The organism is Ruminococcus turbiniformis, from assembly GCF_020687545.1.
GTDB lineage: Bacteria > Bacillota > Clostridia > Lachnospirales > Lachnospiraceae > Mediterraneibacter > Mediterraneibacter turbiniformis.
In genome coordinates, this window is record NZ_JAJEQX010000018.1 from 13499 (window position 1) to 31078 (window position 17580).

At 52.6% G+C, this 17580-nt stretch carries 17 protein-coding genes and 1 tRNA gene; 4 read left to right on the top strand and 14 right to left on the bottom strand.

Features of this window, described 5'->3' with window-relative positions; genetic code table 11:
• Window positions 1-13: 13 nt before the first annotated feature.
• The 6 genes from LKD70_RS10600 to LKD70_RS10625 form a co-directional block, all read right to left on the bottom strand.
• Window positions 14-382: a GntR family transcriptional regulator gene (locus tag LKD70_RS10600; RefSeq protein ID WP_227708002.1), complete on the bottom strand. Its 369-nt coding sequence runs from the start codon at window positions 380-382 to the stop codon at window positions 14-16.
• A gap of 126 nt (window positions 383-508) precedes the next feature.
• Window positions 509-1363: a 2-amino-4-hydroxy-6-hydroxymethyldihydropteridine diphosphokinase gene (gene folK / locus LKD70_RS10605; RefSeq protein ID WP_227708003.1), complete on the bottom strand. Its 855-nt coding sequence runs from the start codon at window positions 1361-1363 to the stop codon at window positions 509-511.
• Between the two features lie 53 nt (window positions 1364-1416).
• Entirely contained in the window at window positions 1417-2223 is an 807-nt protein-coding gene (gene folP, locus LKD70_RS10610; protein ID WP_227708004.1) for a dihydropteroate synthase, read from the bottom strand.
• Entirely contained in the window at window positions 2220-2723 is a 504-nt protein-coding gene (locus LKD70_RS10615; protein ID WP_407690955.1) for an HD domain-containing protein, read from the bottom strand. The genes folP and LKD70_RS10615 overlap by 4 nt, the downstream gene beginning before the upstream one ends.
• Window positions 2724-2728: 5 nt before the next feature.
• Window positions 2729-3283: a GTP cyclohydrolase I FolE gene (gene folE, locus LKD70_RS10620; protein ID WP_407690961.1), complete on the bottom strand. Its 555-nt coding sequence runs from the start codon at window positions 3281-3283 to the stop codon at window positions 2729-2731.
• Between the two features lie 159 nt (window positions 3284-3442).
• Window positions 3443-4801: a bifunctional folylpolyglutamate synthase/dihydrofolate synthase gene (locus LKD70_RS10625; RefSeq protein ID WP_227708005.1), complete on the bottom strand. Its 1359-nt coding sequence runs from the start codon at window positions 4799-4801 to the stop codon at window positions 3443-3445.
• Between the two features lie 193 nt (window positions 4802-4994).
• On the opposite strand from LKD70_RS10625, the gene LKD70_RS10630 reads away from it, so the two are divergent.
• The 4 genes from LKD70_RS10630 to LKD70_RS10645 all read left to right on the top strand — a co-directional run bounded on the left by LKD70_RS10630 (window position 4995) and on the right by LKD70_RS10645 (window position 9439).
• Complete coding sequence (locus LKD70_RS10630) at window positions 4995-5417, top strand: GntR family transcriptional regulator (RefSeq protein WP_407690956.1); 423 nt, start codon at window positions 4995-4997, stop codon at window positions 5415-5417.
• Window positions 5410-6312, top strand: a complete 903-nt coding sequence (locus LKD70_RS10635) for an ABC transporter ATP-binding protein (RefSeq protein ID WP_227708006.1) — start codon at window positions 5410-5412, stop codon at window positions 6310-6312. The genes LKD70_RS10630 and LKD70_RS10635 overlap by 8 nt, the downstream gene beginning before the upstream one ends.
• Complete coding sequence (locus tag LKD70_RS10640) at window positions 6287-8428, top strand: DUF6449 domain-containing protein (RefSeq protein ID WP_227708007.1); 2142 nt, start codon at window positions 6287-6289, stop codon at window positions 8426-8428. Before LKD70_RS10635 ends, LKD70_RS10640 begins: the two co-directional genes overlap by 26 nt.
• A 111-nt stretch (window positions 8429-8539) precedes the next feature.
• Window positions 8540-9439 carry a deoxyribonuclease IV gene (locus LKD70_RS10645; protein ID WP_227708008.1) on the top strand — a complete coding sequence of 300 codons (900 nt, stop codon included), beginning with the start codon at window positions 8540-8542 and terminating at the stop codon, window positions 9437-9439.
• Window positions 9440-9547: 108 nt separating this feature from the next.
• Here LKD70_RS10645 and LKD70_RS10650 read toward each other — a convergent pair.
• The 8 genes from LKD70_RS10650 to efp all read right to left on the bottom strand — a co-directional run bounded on the left by LKD70_RS10650 (window position 9548) and on the right by efp (window position 17548).
• Window positions 9548-9619, bottom strand: a tRNA-Arg gene (locus LKD70_RS10650).
• 93 nt (window positions 9620-9712) lie between these two features.
• Window positions 9713-10195, bottom strand: a complete 483-nt coding sequence (locus LKD70_RS10655) for a signal peptidase I (protein ID WP_227708009.1) — start codon at window positions 10193-10195, stop codon at window positions 9713-9715.
• Window positions 10192-13152 (bottom strand): isopeptide-forming domain-containing fimbrial protein, encoded by a 2961-nt coding sequence (locus LKD70_RS10660; RefSeq protein ID WP_227708010.1) that lies wholly within the window; start codon window positions 13150-13152, stop codon window positions 10192-10194. The genes LKD70_RS10655 and LKD70_RS10660 overlap by 4 nt, the downstream gene beginning before the upstream one ends.
• 13 nt (window positions 13153-13165) lie before the next feature.
• The gene (locus LKD70_RS10665; protein ID WP_227708011.1) at window positions 13166-13720 is read right to left on the bottom strand and encodes a hypothetical protein; all 555 of its coding nucleotides are present in this window, start codon (window positions 13718-13720) and stop codon (window positions 13166-13168) included.
• Window positions 13717-14925, bottom strand: coding sequence for a hypothetical protein (locus LKD70_RS10670; protein WP_227708012.1), 1209 nt, complete (start codon window positions 14923-14925; stop codon window positions 13717-13719). The genes LKD70_RS10665 and LKD70_RS10670 overlap by 4 nt, the downstream gene beginning before the upstream one ends.
• A gap of 96 nt (window positions 14926-15021) precedes the next feature.
• Window positions 15022-15699 (bottom strand): TasA family protein, encoded by a 678-nt coding sequence (locus LKD70_RS10675; RefSeq protein ID WP_227708013.1) that lies wholly within the window; start codon window positions 15697-15699, stop codon window positions 15022-15024.
• Window positions 15700-15716: 17 nt separating this feature from the next.
• The gene (locus LKD70_RS10680; protein WP_227708014.1) at window positions 15717-16685 is read right to left on the bottom strand and encodes a DUF5688 family protein; all 969 of its coding nucleotides are present in this window, start codon (window positions 16683-16685) and stop codon (window positions 15717-15719) included.
• Window positions 16686-16990: 305 nt separating this feature from the next.
• A complete protein-coding gene (gene efp, locus LKD70_RS10685) occupies window positions 16991-17548 on the bottom strand; it encodes an elongation factor P (RefSeq protein ID WP_227708015.1) in 558 nt (185 codons plus the stop codon).
• Window positions 17549-17580 lie beyond the last annotated feature (32 nt).

Sequence of the window (17580 nt, forward strand, 5' to 3'; positions counted from 1 at the left end):
AGATTCCTCCCTGTCACTCGTAGTCGTCAAATATTTCATCTACCAGATCGTGCACTTCCTGCCGCGAAATATTTTTGCAGCATCCCCTTGCAAGCACGATCTTAAGCTCCCGTCTCATCTCCTCGAGCTGCTCCATCTTGTCGATGTCAAGCGCAATGACGGCGCCTCTTCTCTTGTCCAGGCTGATGTATCCCTCTCTTTTCAGCACACTGTACGCCTTGTTCACCGTATGCATATTTACTCCGATTGTGTCGGCGAGCTGGCGGACCGACGGAAGAGAATCCCCCTCCCGTATGACGGATGTCGCAATCCCCATAATAATCTGATTGCAGAGCTGAACGTATATCGCCTCGTCACTGTCAAAATCAACTTCTATGATCATAACGGTCCCCTTTCTCGTTCGTGTTATATAAATAATAGCACACCATACAGTTCCTGGCAAGCGCAAAACCGGAAGTGCGTTCCGCACAGTCTGCCGTACCGCTTCGCCATAACCGGAAACGGGAATTTACCGCTGTGTTCCTGCCCGCGCTGCTTCTATTCTCCCTGTACAGTCTTCAAGCATCTCCGTCACTGTTTTTCCATATACCGGATGGCGCTTATACGGCGCGATCTGGGAAAGCGGCCTTAAGACAAACTCTCTCCTGTGCATGTCCACATGAGGAATGCACAGATTATTCTCCTGTACAACCTCATTATCGTAAAAGAGAATATCCAGATCCAGTGTTCTCGGTCCCCAGTGGATCTTCCTCTCCCGTCCTGCCTCTTTTTCAATCCGGTTCAGTTCTCCGAGCAGTTCCTCCGGAAAAAGAAGCGTCTCCAGTTCCAGGCATCCGTTCAGGAAATCTGCCTGATCCGTGACGCCGTAGGGCGCAGTCTCGATAAAGTCCGACACTTTCTTTACAGAGCATCCTCTGATATGATCCAGCGCTTCCACTGCGTTTTTCAGATATGTTTCCCGTTCTCCCATGTTGGAGCCAAGTGCGATGTACGCGGTGTGTCTTGCCCGCTCGATCTTCACGCTGACCGTCTTAAGAGGCAGTCCTACCGGAGCCCACGGTTTTTTGATCTCCAGGGCAATTCTTCCGATCTTCGGATAACGGATCAGAATCTCTTCTGCCAGACACTCCGCAGCCCTCTCAAGAAGCTGGTATGTGTTTTCCCTTAGGTAGCTGTCAATGAAGGCGCTGACCTCCCCGTAATGAACCGATGCGGTCAGATCGTCTGTCCGCCCCGCCTGCCTTGTATCTGTATACAGGTCCGCGCACACAAGAAACTTCTGCCCCAGCCGGTTCTCCTCCGGAAACACCCCGTGGTTTGCAAACACCTCCAGATCCTCGATCCGTATCCTGTCTTTCTGCATTGCACTTCCTCCCTACTACAATAATAACTTCTCGGAATCTTCAGCCCTGTTTCTCAGTATTTCATAAGGGCTCTTGTCATCGCGACTGCCCGCCTGTTTTTCTCCACGTCATGCACTCTCACAAAGGCACACCCCTTCTGGACACCGTAGACCGTCGTCACAAGTGTTCCTTCCTCCCTCTCTGACGGCGGAAGGTCAAGTGTCAGCCCGATTACGGATTTTCTCGACGTTCCGAGAAGTACCGGGAGCCCGAACTCTTTCATAATCTCAAGATGCGCGATGATCTCAAGGTTCATCTCATAAGTCTTGCCGAATCCCACGCCCGGATCCAGTATGATCCTGTCTCTGCCTATCCCCGCCCGGTCAGCGATCGCAAGGCACTCCCGCATGTCGTCCATAAATTCCGGCAGAAACTGTCCATAATCCGATCCGTTCCTGTTGTGCATTAGACAGCACGCCGCGCCGCTCTCCGCGATGACGCGGGCCATCTCTTCGTCGTACTTCAGCCCCCAGATATCGTTGATCAGATCCGCCCCTGCATCCAGAGCAGCCCGGGCCACTGCGCTTTTATATGTGTCCGCGGACACCGGGACATCAAACTCCTTTTTCAGCCGCTCGATCACCGGGGTGATCCGGGATATCTCTTCCCCGTCCGAAATCTGCTCATGGCCGGGACGTGTGGACTCTCCGCCCACGTCGAGGATATCCGCCCCTTCGCGCACCATCTGCTCCGCGTGAAAGAGCGCCGCGTCAGGGGTATTGTACTTTCCCCCGTCGGAAAAGGAATCCGGCGTCACGTTCAGGATTCCCATGATGTAAGTATTGTTGTCTGTGTCGAATTCTTTTCCGCCTATAATCATATCTCTATCTCCATATTTTTCTTTTCTTCATCCCAGTCGCATTCCCGCTCTGCCGGACAGGCAAAGCACATCCGGGACGCTTTGTCGCTCATATACAGAAGCCTCTCCAGAGGCTCTGCATCGCCTTTCAGTCTCCGGTGCCCGAGGATGGCTGTCAGAATCATCTGTTTCTCCTCCGGGGTGCATATACAGTCCGAAGGCAGTTCGTCAAGAATCTGTTCCGCAATCTTCGCACCGGCCTTCTCGTGAGGAATCCCCTCCTCATACTGCGCGTATTTTCCGATATCGTGGAGAACCGCCGCCAGGTAGATCGTCTCTTTTTCCAGAGGAAGCCCCTCTTCCAGCGCAGTGATGTACGCGATTCTCGCCACATCGAGGAGATGGTTCATCTGGTGCCGGCAGAAGATCCTCCCCTGCTCCAACTCTTCCAGCTTCCGGCTGCACTCACTGTACAGCGGATGCCGGAGAACAGCGTTTACCCGTTTCATCTTCTCCGCCACGCCGCTCACCTCCCGAGCATGCGGAAGAACCGCTCTTCCAGCACCGGATCGGATTCAAAAACGCCTCTTCTTGCAATCGTCACCGTCCTGCTGCCCGGTTTCTTTATTCCCCGCATTGTCATGCACATATGCTCCGCCTCAATCATAACGATGGCTCCCTTCGGTGCCATATGCTCCATCAGAGCATCCGCGATCTGTCCGGTAAGCTGCTCCTGGAGCTGGAGACGTCTCGCATAGGTCTCCACCGTGCGGGCAAGCTTGCTTAACCCCACCACTCTGCCGTCCGGAATATAGGCGATGTGCGCCTTCCCGTAGAACGGAAGAATGTGGTGCTCACAGGTGGAATAAAAAGTAATGTCCTTCTCCAGCACCATCTCGCTGCTCTTTGAAGTAAATGTCCTTGCCAGATGCACCGCCGCATCGTCCTCGGCCCCTGCGTACAGCTCCTCACACATCCGGGCAACTCTCGCAGGCGTATCCTTCAGCCCTTCCCGGTCCGTATCTTCTCCGATTCCTTCCAGAAAAAGCCGAACCGCCTGCTCTATTTTCTCATGATCTATCATTTTCATCCCTCTTTTTCTCTTTCCCGCCTTTGTTCGTTTCTGACTTTATCCGGCTCCGCTTTGATTCATCTCCGGCTTTGTCCGTTTCTGCCTTTGTCCGGCTCCGCTTTGATTCGTCTCCGGCTTTGTCCATCTCCGGCTTTGTCTGTCTCTGCCCTATCCTTCTTCATCTTTCACAGCGCGGTATGCCGCCTCTGCCTGCGAGAGAAAGGAAAGCGATCCAAACACAAGAACCACATCTTCCTCCGCAGCCTCCTGAATCGCCGCTCTCACCGCTCTTTCCACTGTCTCGGACGCTTCGTTTCCCGGCATCTCCCGCTCCGGCGCTCTTACGTCCCCACAGTAATCCCGGTAAACTTCCGCCAGCTCAGAAGCCGGAAGCACTCTGTTTCTGTCAGGAAGATCCACGGTAAAGACGGTATCCGCAGCAGGGCCCATAATCCGGGCGATCCTTCTGTATTCCTTATCCCGGAACACGCCTGTAATGTACACCAGTCTCCGTCCGTGGAAGTAAGTCTCCACAGACTCCTTAAGCTTCAGCGCTGCGTCCTCATTGTGGGCTCCATCCAGAATAAAAACCGGATTCTCCCCGAGACAGGTAAAACGCCCCGGCCAGACGGTGCGCTCCATGCCCCGCTTCACCGCTTCTGTACTGACTGCATATCCTCTTTCCTGCAGTGCGCGGATCACCTCCAGGGCTGTCACTGCATTCTCAATCTGGTTCCTTCCCGCCAGGACGGTGTGAAATTTTTCCCCGCGATCCCTGCATTCACCGCCGTTCTTCCATCCGCTGTATGCGAACCGGGTTCCCCGGTGACTCTCCTCCAGGATCTCTGCCCGGCGCGGGTCCGCCTGCACGTAACTGCAGCCGCACGCCTCCGCCCGGCTCTTTATCACCTCATTCACTGACTCCCTCTGCCGCACGGATACAACCGTGCATCCGGGTTTTATGATCCCTGCTTTGTTCTGCGCGATCTCCTCAACCGTGTCGCCGATAACGCCGATGTGATCCCTTCCAATGCTTGTAAACACAGCACAAATTGTATTGCTTACTATGTTTGTCGCATCCAGTTCTCCGCCCAGTCCGGCTTCCAGCACAACCAGGTCGCATTTCATTTCCCGGAAATATAAAAAAGCTATCGCCGTCTCTGCTTCAAACACGGTCGGGCTGTGTTCCCCGGCCGCTTCCATGCGGGCAATAGCATCTCTAACTTTCTCCGTCAGCTGCGCGAATTTTTCTTCCGGTATCCACTCTCCGTCCGTCTGGATCCGTTCCAGATAGGAGACTACCGTCGGCGAGACATACCGCCCGACTCTGTATCCTGCCTCACTTAGTATCGTTGAAGTGTATGCAAGCACAGATCCCTTGCCGTTTGTCCCTGCAATATGTATGAACTTCAGATCATCCTGCGGATTTCCGAGTTCACGCAACAGACCTCGAATCGTATCCAAGCCAAGTACACTTCCGTATTTCGACATTTCGTCCAAATATACCCTTGCTTCTCTGTAGGTCACGTCTTTTCATTTCCTTTCGGTAAAGACTCGTTCCGTGATATCATAGCACTATTTTGCAGGATGCACAAGTTTTTATTTGCCGGCCGGCAAAGTCCGGCAAAGTCCGGATTGACATGCCGTACAATATATGTTACGTTTAGTGTACTAAATGAAATAGTACACTTATTACAGTGTCATCGGTGTACGAGGGACAATGTATCCCTGTACACCGGTGCTGATTTCAGAGAAAGGGCGTACCATGATTGCGATTGACTATCAGAGCAGACTGCCTCTGTACGAGCAGATTGTCCGGCGTTTCCAGACGCTGATTTTAAGCGGCGCCATGCCGCCGGACACACAGATGCCCTCTGTCCGTTCGCTGGCAGTAGAGCTTTCCATCAACCCGAACACCATACAGAAGGCTTATTCCATGCTGGAACAGCAGGGCTATATCTATCCGGTCAAAGGGCGCGGAAACTTTGTCGCGGACACCGCTGTCCTCGTAAAGGAACAGAAGGGCTCCCTGTTTCAGGAACTGGAAAGACTGCTCTCATACGGCATGAAGCTGGGGATCACGAAGGAAGAATATCTGGAGGCCGTGGAGCGGCTCTGCCAAAAGGAGGAACACCATGATTGAGTTAAAGAATGCCGACAAGACATTTCGGAACGTCCACGCCGTTGACCATGTGACTGCACAGATCCGGGACGGGATGGTTTTTGGCCTGATCGGTTCAAACGGCGCGGGAAAAAGCACGCTTCTGCGCATGATCTGTGGGATTATCCGTCCCGATTCAGGCGAGGTGCTGGCCGACGGCCGACCCGTCTTCGAGAATCCGGAAGTCAAGGCTCAGATCTGCTTTCTGTCCGATTCGCCGTACTATTTTTCAAATGCGGACATCCGGCAGATGCGAGACTATTACTGTATGATCTATCCGTCATTTAACCGGAAGCTCTTCGACTCCCTGACAGAGAAGTTCCGCCTGGAGTCCTCGCGGAAACTGGCCTCCTTTTCAAAGGGGATGAAAAAACAGGCCTCCATACTGCTGGGGCTCTGTTCCGGCACAAAATACCTTCTCTGCGACGAGACGTTCGACGGGCTGGATCCTCTGATGCGCCAGGCAGTCAAAAGCCTTTTCGCCTCGGAGATGCTGAACCGGGATTTCACCCCTGTGATCTCCTCTCACAACCTCAGAGAACTGGAAGATATCTGCGACGGCATCGGACTTCTTCACCAGGGGAAACTCCTTCTGACCGAGGACCTGGACCAGATCCGCTGCTCCATATGCAAGCTTCAGTGTGTGATCCCCGACGCCCGCAGGGAAGAAGCGCTGATCCGGAGCCTGCGCGTTGTAAAAATAGAGCGTTCCGGCTCTCTTCTCACACTGACAGTGAGGGGAGACCGCTCAGACGTTCTCGATCTTGCCCGGGCGCAGGAACCGCTCTTCGCGGAAGTTCTGCCGCTGACACTGGAAGAAATATTCATAAGCGAAACGGAGGTGGCCGGCTATGACATCAAAGATTTCCTTTATTAAACTCATCCGCGCGGAATTAAAGCAGAGAGGATGGCTCCTTGCGCTGACCTGCATCGTCCTTTTTCTCTCCATGCCCGTATATTCGATGATGTGGCTGGATGCCTATATGACGAACTACGGCCCGTCCGAATATATCACGGCCGCCGAAATGTACACGGATATCCGGAATATGTTTCCCGGTCTCATAAACGGGTTCCGTTTTTCGATCCTGACTGCGGCCTTCGCAGTGTTCGGAGCGCTCAGCGCCGCAGCCGGGTTCGGATACATTCATTCCCGGGAAAAGCTGGATTTTTATCACGCACTTCCCATCAGACGAAGCCGCCGTTTTGCCGTATCCTGGCTCTGCGGGCTTCTCACATTCGTGGTGCCCTATGTCATATGCGCCGCGCTGACCGTGGCCGCAGGCGCGGTGCAGGGAATAATGGACGCGCAGCTTTCAGCCGCATGTGCTCTCGCGGCACTTGCCGGCATCCTGTGCTTCCTCCTCGTTTATCACACATGCATCCTCGGATTTATGCTCTCCGGCCGGACACCGTCCGGTCTGCTCGCCGCCCTTGCCATTTTTGTATACGCTTCCCTTGTCCTCGGGACAATAAGTTCTCTGCAGAATGTGTATTTTAAGACTTACTATTCCCCGGGCGAAACTTTGTCAGACCGTCTGATGCAGGTTCTCTCACCGCTGGGACTTTTCTCGGCGATGAACAACTTTACGGGCATGAACGGCTTCTCCCCTGTGTCTTTTATACTGGCGGCGGTCATGTCCTGTCTCCTCCTCGGGGCTGCCCTCATTCTGTACCGCCGCTACCCGTCAGAGGCCGCGGGGAATGCCCTTTCTTTCCCGGCAGCAGCGCCCTTTGCAAAAGTGGCAGTCTGCATACCGGCGTCAGTTTTTCTGGCGCTTTTTGCACAGGCATTTACCGGAGCGGACGCATCCGGATGGACCTTTCCGCTTAGTATTCTTGCCGCACTGATTCTCTGTGCGCTGATCGAATTTATCTACCGGATGGATCTGCGGCAGCTTTTAAAAGGATGGAAGTCTTCCCTCGTCTCCGTTGCGGGAGTGGCAGCGGTGCTTTGCATATTTCAGTTTGACCTGTTCGGATACGACACGTATCTTCCCCGGGAAGATCAGATTGAAAGCATCCGTTTCCGGGCGGACTCCTTTCCCGCCTATTTAAATTCCGTCGGATATTCGACGGGGTATGACGATGCTGACCTCTACTATTTCGGCGCTCCCGCCCCGGACAGCAGTACCCATCTGCTCTATACGCTCGCCCAGTCGGGTGTCCGCAGCACCCGGGACGAAAGCACCGGTTCCGAAGAAAACATACTGGGCGCGGCCTTCTGTTTTGAGCTTGAGAGCGGGCGCTCGGTCACACGATGGTATACATTGAACTTCAGCGATGCATATGATATCATGGAAGAGCTGTTTTTAAACGAAGACTACCGGCGTTCACTTTTCCCGGTTTTTACAATGGACCGGGAACAGATTTCCGGCGTTTCACTGACAGACGCCTACGCTACATCCACAGAGCTTCCACTCAGCGAGGAAGAGCGAAACAGTCTGCTTGACGCCTGTGAAAAGGATCTTCTCGCCGTGGACTTTTCCGTTCTTCAAAATGAGAGTCCTCTGGCAGAACTTTCTCTGGATATTCCGGATCCGTATGCAGTGACCTCTCTGCCTGCTTCCGCCGCCGCGGACACTGCCGCATCAAAAGATTCCTCTCTGGATCCCGATTCTCTGTTCACCGTCCGCGGGCTTTATATTTATCCGGGCTATGTCAATACGCTTGACTGGCTGGAGGAGCACGGGTACCGGATCCGCACAGAGATCGATCCGCAGGATGTGGCGGAACTGACTCTTACGCTGTCCCTTGAGTCTGTCCAGAGCGGCAGATACGACAGTCTTATCGGCTCTTTAAGCGGCACGGCCGTGTATACGGAGTACGGAGACAGCGGGCTTCTCACAGTTTCCGACACAGAGGACATTGCCGCAGTGCTGGAAAACACAGAGCAGTACTGGCCTGATCTTCTCGGAAACAGGCTGTCCTCCGGGGATTATCTGGACATCCGCTACCTGGAAGGGAAAGGATCCGCCGCATACGATGTGATATAATCCAGTGCAGTCGTGGCGCTGTGATCTGGTGCGGACGATGCCGTCTGGTATGATCTGATATGATCTGCCGCACGTCTTCCTGCATAGAAAAGAAAAGGAGAGTTACCTGTCATGATCATCGGTTCACATGTCGGCATGAGCGGAAAGGAAATGCTGCTCGGCTCCGCAAAAGAAGCCGTATCCTACGGCGCGGACACATTTATGTTCTACACGGGAGCGCCGCAGAATACAAGACGCAAAGAGATCAGCGAGTTAAACATCGGTCCTGCATGGGATTACATGAAAGAGCACGGCATCCGCGATATCATCGTCCATGCCCCGTACATCATCAACCTCGGAAATACCGTCAAGCCGGAGACCTTCTCCCTGGCGGTGGAATTTCTCGCAAAGGAGATTGACCGCACCGTAAGCTGCCGAAGCCACACTCTCATTCTCCATCCCGGCGCTCACGTAGGCGCAGGCACGGACGCGGGTACAGCCCAGATCATCAAAGGGCTTAACGAAGTGCTCACCGCTGACACCGACTGCCATATTGCGCTGGAAACCATGGCCGGGAAGGGATCTGAGATCGGCCGTTCGTTTGATGAGCTGGCGCGCATCTACGACGGAGTGACGCACAGCGAAAAGCTCCGCGTCTGCTTCGATACATGCCACACAAGCGACAGCGGATATGACATTATCCACCATTTTGACGATGTCATGGAAGATTTTGACCGGATCATCGGAAAGGATCAGATTGCCGTCTTCCACATCAATGACAGCAAGAACGTGCCCGGAGCGGCGAAAGACCGTCATGAGAACATCGGTTTTGGGGAGATTGGGTTTGACGCGCTGAACTATATCGTACACCACCCTGATTTTGAGAACATTCCAAAGATACTTGAGACGCCGTACATCCCGTCTCCGTCGAATCCGAAGAAATCCTTCGCCCCGTACCGGCATGAAATCGCAATGCTCAGAAGCGGCGTGTTCAATCCGGATCTGAAAGAAGAAGTTATCCGGGATGCGTAAGAGGATGCCAAGGTCTCGGGCAAGCCCGGACTTTGACTCGTCGTCTATACAAAAACCGGGAAATGCATCAGGCCCTGACCTGAACGCATTTCCCGGTTTTTCTGTTCCAGCGTCTGAACGGAGTCGAACCGTCGCACATGCCTCCGGAGGGCATTGCTCTATCCACTGAGCTACAGACGCATTCCGGCTGTCATAAAAGAGGAAAGCTTACACTTCCTCTTCAACAGCCGTAATTATCCTAGCACAAATACAGAAAAAAGTAAAGAGCTTTCTCTACAAATTCCTTCTGCCGGAAAACGCCCACAGCACCCAGACAAAAACAGCAGCGGTGGCAACCGCCGCTTTCACTCCCGGCAGCGCAAGCACATGTACCGCGTATCCTGCATATGGGACCCACGCCATTGTCTCTCCCGCGAAATTTTCCTCTGTAGTCACAGCAGCGTCCGGCACGTCGTTGCTGTCCCCCTTCGTGACAATCCCCTGTGCCGTAACCTCTGCCGCCCGGTGTGTCACAAGCACACCGGACGCACTCTCAAATGCGATGATATCGCCCTTTTCCACGTCTTCATACGCTCTGTTCGTATCCACGAAACAGAGACTTCCCACAGGAATCTCCGGCTCCATGCTTCCGCTCATGACGACATAGGGCCGGATACCCGCAGCCCGGGACAGAATCACTGCAAGGACGGCCAGGACAAGCGCCCCCTGCATCACGTCTAAGAGCATCCATTTTCTTCGTCTCCTTGCCTTTTTCATCTCCCGGTCTCCTCTGCCGCCAGAGTGAAGCTGTTTGTCTTAAGATCCGTATGCGAAAAACGGTCCCATGTAATCTTCCGGTTTATGAACGTCACCTCCGCGTCTTCCGCTGTCATGTCCGCGCAAACCGCAGCCTGGACAGGGGTAATTCCTCCGTAGGAAGTTTCTGCCGGGGAAAGCGACACGCTCACGTTCTCTGTCTGCGCGGTCACGTCTGTCAGAACATACCGGGAAACCCGCTTCTCCTCCACGGTGTATGTCCCGGAAGGGAGCCCCCGGATCACCGTCTGAAGCGTCGCCGTCCCGTCATCTGCCGTAAGCGACTCCACCTCATCCTCCGTAAAGGACACCGCCCGCGCGTAGGACCGCTCTGCCCCGGTCACATCTGTCCCGCGCACCTCGAAGAGAAAGACTGCGCTTCCGTGGAAGCTGTAAAAATCCTCCGCATAGATCGTCTTATTGATCGTCAGGTCAAGCAGCCTGACATTTTCCGCCGTGTAGGAAAACTTCTGTACTCCTCCGTCAGCCTCGAGAATGCAGAACTCCTGCTCCCATGCTCCGGTATAACCGTCCGGAATTTTCGTCTCCACGATTTTAAACCATCCTTCGTTGTCCTCTGTCCGCTCAACCGTTTCTTCATTATAATAGGTGCCCGCCGCTTCATCGAAGCTCAGGATCAGGGCCGGAGTTTTGCCGTATCCCCCTTCTTTCCTGCTCCATTCGTACACTGCGAACTCCGCACCCGGCAGCAGTTCTCCTGTCGCTTTATCCTTCTTTGTCACCTCAATCTCAGCTTTTGGCGCAAGAGGATCGTTCTTCACAGTATAAGAAAACTTCTGTCCTTCCCCGCCTTCCTGTGCCACCTGAAATTCCTGCTCCCATTTTCCTTCAAATCCTTCCGGACACTTTGTCTCCGCCGCCTTGAACCATCCGCCGTTTTCCTGCGTATATGTCAGTCCGGACAGGCTGTACGTCCCGTCGCCGTTGTTCTGCATCTTTCCGTATTCCGCATATCCGCTGCCGTCCCACTCATAAACAGTAAACTCCGCATCGGTCAGCGGGCGGCTGTCCCTGCTGCTGATTTTTGTCACTGAAATATCTCCCGTTCCCGCCGGTATTTTCAGTCTCGTAATCACCTCATTCGTCTCATAAGACTCATCTTCATAGGCCGATTTTACCGAGAGCACGGCTGTATTCGGAATCACACAGACTCCGTCCTGAAGGTAACTGCTCAAGTCCGCTCCTGCATCAATCTCCACTCGGATAATATAATGATAGTTTTTCCCGTAGAACGAGTCCTGTCCGGGATCACGGCACGTAAATGCAATCCGGTTTCCTGTACCGGTAATGGAAAACAGCTCTGTCACATCGTTTCCTCCGTCGTCCACTACCTTTGCATCGATATACCGAAGGCAGGATGCCAGCGTATCAGAAATACTGTACTCTGTGTAGTAAAATTTCCGGTCTGACTGAAGCGGCACGTTCTCTGAAATTTTATAGGTGAATATCTCCTCCCGCGCGTCCAGCGTATTTTCCCGCGCGTCTGTCTCATCGCTGTCAGAGACAGTCTTTACCGGAGGGTACGGCGTCGTTACTCTTGCGAATCTAGTCGCAGTGTAGCCAAGCCAGGAATATTTTCCAAGATCCGGATCATTTCTCACATCGCTCTCCGTAAAATGCGGGTACCGCCCGCCGCTCATTCCGTAATAAAACGGCAGTCCCAGATCATTGTTCCAAAACGTCAGGTTGTTGTACAGCCCGTATGAAAATGAATCTGACGTGAAATTGACAAGTACCTGACCGGAGCTGTCCTCATCCTCCCGGCTCGTCATCTCATACGCCCCGTCCGCAAACACCGGGTTTCCATTGTTATTCTGCGTATACAGAAGGCCGCAGTCGTCCGCCACAAAGATCTTGTCATAATCTGATGTAATCACACACGTCTGGGAGAAATCGATATCCGTAATCGTTGCGTACCCTTTCACCGTAACCGGTTCTCCTGTCTCGTGGTCATAAAACGCAATCGAACACTCCGCGTACCGCACTCCGTCCTCCGCGATTCCGATTGCCTGTGTGTCAAAACCCACTGTGCCGTACTCCAGACCGTACAGGGTCAGCAGTTCATAATCCGTGATCGTAAATTTCACATCCACGGAACGCCCGGCAAATGTACCCACATTCCGGTACCATGCCCCGATCTGACCTTTCAGAGAGTCGTCCGGCAGGTTGCACCAGTAAATGTGGTCTGCATACTCTGCCCCCGCAAACAGCGACGAGTCAAAACCGAACGGTTCCACCACTGTATTTTCATTGACCTTTGCCTGGAACTCATAGTCCCCGCTCACCACATCATCCGGAGCGAGCGTCTCAAACACATCCGAGGCGTTCACAAACGGCGCGCCCTCCGACTGGTACGGCCTGCTGCATATGCCCGCCGCATCGGTAATATACGTCTCCCCGTTCACCTGGAACTGGTATCCGAGACGCGCCAGGAGATACCCCTGTCCGTCGAAATATCTCCCGATCCCGTCAATTTTCTGATAGCCTGTCACCATCCACGCGTTCACCGGATCATAATACATCAGCCATGCATTGCTTCCCCATCTGACATCCGGCGTCGTCCGGATCCACCCGGTCACACAGTAGCCCGACTTGTCAAAATAGTACCATTTTCCGTTAATCGGCTGCCATCCGTCTGCATAGTAGGTATTCCCGCTGATCGTATAAAACCACCGTCCGCCCTCCATATGCCATCCCGGGGAATAACTGGCCCCGGACGTCACGCGCGACGCAGCCTTTCCTTCATAATAAGGCGCATGAAACGGCTGTGTGTACGCATTGTTTTCCATTGCCGCATAAGCTTCCCCGGACGGCGCTGCAAGGGCGGCCGCCGCGGAAAAGAAGAGCCCTGCCGCCACAGTCAGCAGAAGACGCATTCCTCTTGTTATATTTCTCATCGCATGTTTCACCTCACTCTCTCAGGAAAGAACTCCAGGCTTCCGCATACGAGCCGTAACTTCCCTGCTGAACAGACTCCTCATAGATATATATATCAAAATTCTCCTCCGCCATAAGGGAAGCGTCCGCCTCCGCCGAAAAGCTCACTTTTTCCATAAGAAGTCCTGTCTCCTCTCCGGGCGCCACCGCGTTTTCATAGTAATAGTAGCCTCCCAGCTTCGCATCCTCCTCCGGACTGATATATCTCCATCCGGTATCTTCCGGATACAGGACATCCACGCCTTTGCTCACATCCCCGTCACTGAACAGAACCGCCGCCCGGATGTAGCACGGAACTGACTCCGTATTCTCCACCCAGACTTCCTTTTCGTATGTACCTCCCGTGTCCGGCACACTGTCCGGATTCGTAAAATTCTCTTCTATGACAGAGGTATTGACGCCAACAGGCACTGCATTCTCCTCGGTGTCCCTGTCTGTCAGGTAGGCGAAAAGCATTCCCGCCGGGACGGCTGACATCACAGCCACAGCAGTAAGCAGCGCCGCAAAACCGTTTTGTTTTCTCATCATCCCGTCTCCTTTCCGCCATATGGCCTGTTCTTCGCTCTCCTGCCGGCTGCCTCTGTCCCGATCCCTTCTCTGCTCAGATACTGAAGAAGCGCCGCAACTCCCATGACAGCACCGCCAAGCATCATTACAAGGCCCGCAAGAGCGGCTCCGGACAGGCCATCATCTCCTGTTTTCACCGTCTGCACCGGTTCCGGAATCTCCTCCGTCGAAAAGATCCATCTCACACAGCTCGAAAGAAGAGAATAGTCGTTGTCAAGTTCTGCCGGCACATCGAGTGTAAAGCGGAAGTTTCCATTCTCCCCCGCCGGTATCGTTCCCAGACAGATGTTGTCTGTGATTGCCTCTCCCTTCAGCGGGCCGCTGTATATCACGAGCTCCTCTCCCCCGGTCTCCGCCGCAATGGTCAAAAGAATCTTCTCCAGTATGTCATCTTCCTCGACAATGACATTTCTGAAATAAATCCGTATCTCCTTTCCGCTGCTGTTGATCAGAGCCGCGTTGTCGCTGTAGCTGTCTCCCGGCATAAGGTAGGGCAGATTTTTAAAAAAATTGTCCGGGTCCGCTGTTAGCGCTTCCGCGTCCCCCTGGTACTCCACCTGCAGAGAAGTTCTCTCCTGTGTCTGAAATACCGTAATGTCGTGTCCGTTTTCATTTCTGCTCTCCTTTATCTCCGTCTGCCCCCACGGAGCCTCCGATTCAAAATCAGGCGTAAAATTGGCCGCCTGTATAGCGTCCGCATCGATCCGGAGCCGGAAGCTTTTCCCCTCCAGTTCGTCCTGCGGCAGATCTTCGGGAATGAAAATCCCCTTGAACACATCCACTGACTCTCCGTTTTTCAGGATATCCCGCAGGTAATAATATCCGTCCTGCGCCCTGATCCAGCACTCTTCCATCCCATACAGATCATCCTCTGTAACTGCACCGGTATCTTCAAAAGTCAGTTTCACGCGCACATAACAGTCCGCTCCCTCCCCCGTGATACGCGGGATTTTAGATATTTCCGCTCCCGGAAGAATATCGGGTATATCCTCCCACTCTTTTTCTGTTCCGTCTTCCGTCAGCATATATTCTTCCAGCCGGATATCAACAGTTCCTGTCTGGAAAATGTTTGTCACCGCCGCCTCGGGCATTGCGTAAACTGCCGTTCCGGATACGCACAGCAGCACTGACGCCGCCGCAAAACCGGCGGTTAAATTTCTCCGCATCTGACTGCCTCCTTTCTGCCTGCCGCCGGCGCACTATTGCACACTGCCGTTGCCGTACTTTTACACTGCCGGCAGGCCTCTTTTCTATTCAAATTTCTAAGCTGTCTCCGGAAGCTGGTTTTTCAGCACGTTCCACACTTCCGACGGAGACGTCACTCCGCCGCTGATATCTGAAGTCTGGATACCGTATGCATTGACAATGATATGCTGCGTGGACTCCTCAAGTCCCTGGCCCTCCACTGCGTTGATAAACTTCACACTGTCAAACAGTGCCGGCGTCGACTCATCCTGCTTCAGCGCCGTACATGCAGTAGCTGTACCGTACACATACAGATGCGTTACCGTACCTCTTCCCGCATCTTTCGTACCGCTTCCCATCTCTGTCCACCCGCGGTTCACCGTATAGGTAAAAAGCTCTTTCTCAGCAGACGGATTCTTCGTCCCGTCCTGGTTTGCAGTCACCACATTTTTATAAGGAACGGATACCTCCATGAAAACATACTCATCATTAATGCCCGTATTGACAATCTGAGGATCCTTCTCAATCTCCTGTTCCGGCGTAATATTCTCCGGGGGATTCCATCCCGGCTCCTCGATCTCCAGTGAGACTTTCCCGACAGTAAATGTATTGGTCACCGTATCTCCGTCTGTAAAATATGCCATGATCCGTCCCGCCGCGAGACTTCCCGCCAGTGCCAGTCCGACCGCAAGTACTCTGATTCCTCTGTGCTGCTTTTTTCCTCTGTTCTCTGTATTCACTCTGTAATTCTTCATTCTGTAGTCTCCTTCCACTAAAACACATTTTCCTGAACACAGCATTTCCCCGCACGGTTTTCTGTTCCGCAGAGGAGCCTGCCTGTATTTCTCTCATAAAGGTACACATGGTCACTTAACACTTCCTCGTCCTCCACCTGTGTCTCATTGACCTCTTTTACCATCTCGTTCATATCACTGCAGCAGAGCACCGGATTCTGAGGCACAATCACCACCTCATGGATACTGCTCGGAAGAATATAAAAATCTTTCCGCAGGATCTGTCCGATCATATCCAGCACATGAGGATAGGCCATGCATGCCGCTCCGTAACTCCTCAATTTGTTGGACAGTACATACATTCCGTCAGAACATTGTACATTTGCGGCAAACAGGTTGCCCGATTGGTCCGCTCTCCCATATTCCGTGCTTTTCCCCATAATTTCACGCAGCGCATACTTCATCGTAAAAAATTCGGCCGGAAGCAGCACTTTGGCATTTTCCGCAGCTGTTTTCCACAGTGTTTCCACTGTCACATCCCATCTGCGCATATGAGCATGATTGACCACAAGCGTGGCTGTGCTCTCCCCGTTCACTTCAAGAAGGACGTAGAATACGACAGACAGGTCAAGAAAGGCCAGATGCGGCACTTCTTCCAGAAATTCCCGGTTCGCCGCCGTGTTGATCAGCCGGAAGACAACTCTGTCCTTCACCCCTTCAAAAGTCAGAAGGTCCTCGCAGTTCCATGATTCTTCCTTGCGAATGCTCTCATAGAACTTCAGCATCTCTTCCACAACCTCGTCCATGGAAGTCCCGTTCCTGTAGTTTTCAAAAAATTCTTCCAGATAAATTGTCGGAGATATATTAACCCCCGGCGCCTCAATCAATATGCCGGTCCGCTCTCTCCCGTTATTCTTTACTGCGGTGTATATTCCTGCTCTTACACCTCCTGTCAGATTCAGGTTAATCCGTTCCTCAACCGCACACGCAAACTCATTGAAATCCATTAAACTCCTTTCTCTGTGCGGTCCGTCCTAAATTTGATGAGAAAATCGGTACGAAATGTACCTTTGAAATTAATGTGATACTTGAACAATATTATGTGATCCTGATTATAGATGAATCAGAACGAAAAAGCAATGGGGAATACTGAACAAAAAACACCCGAAATGTTTTTACAGTATTACATAAGTTTTGAGACCATTTTCCCCTTGACAGAAAAAACAGTAAAAAAACAGGACACGGTTCAGACCGCATCCTGCTTCGTTACTATCATATATTATATTATGATTCTGTATGATTTGTCTCTGTATTATACTCTTGACAGATACTCTCCTGTACGAGTGTCAATCTTCAGCACATCGCCTGTATCACAGAACAGCGGAACCATAACAACCGCTCCTGTCTCCACAGTAGCCGGCTTTGTTGCGCCCTGTGCCGTATCTCCCTTGAATCCCGGCTCTGTCTCTGTGATCGCCAGTTCTACGAACAGCGGCGGCTCTACGGAAAATACATTGCCTTTATGTGAACAGATCTTGACCGTCTCATTCTCCTTGACAAACTTCAGCGCATCTCCGACAACCTCACCGTCAAGTGCAATCTGGTCATATGTCTCAAGATCCATGAAATTGTAAAGATCTCCGTCTTTATAGAGGTACTGCATATCCTTTCTGTCGATATGAGCATTCTCAAATTTCTCAGTCGGGCGGAAGGTCTTCTCGACAACTCCTCCGCTGATGATATTTTTCAGTTTGGTTCTTACGAACGCCGCGCCCTTTCCAGGCTTTACATGCTGGAATTCCAAAATCTGATAAATATTACCGTCGATTTCCACGGTAATGCCGTTTTTAAAATCTCCTGCTGCGACCATTTATCTTCCTCCTTAAATCACGCTTTACTAAC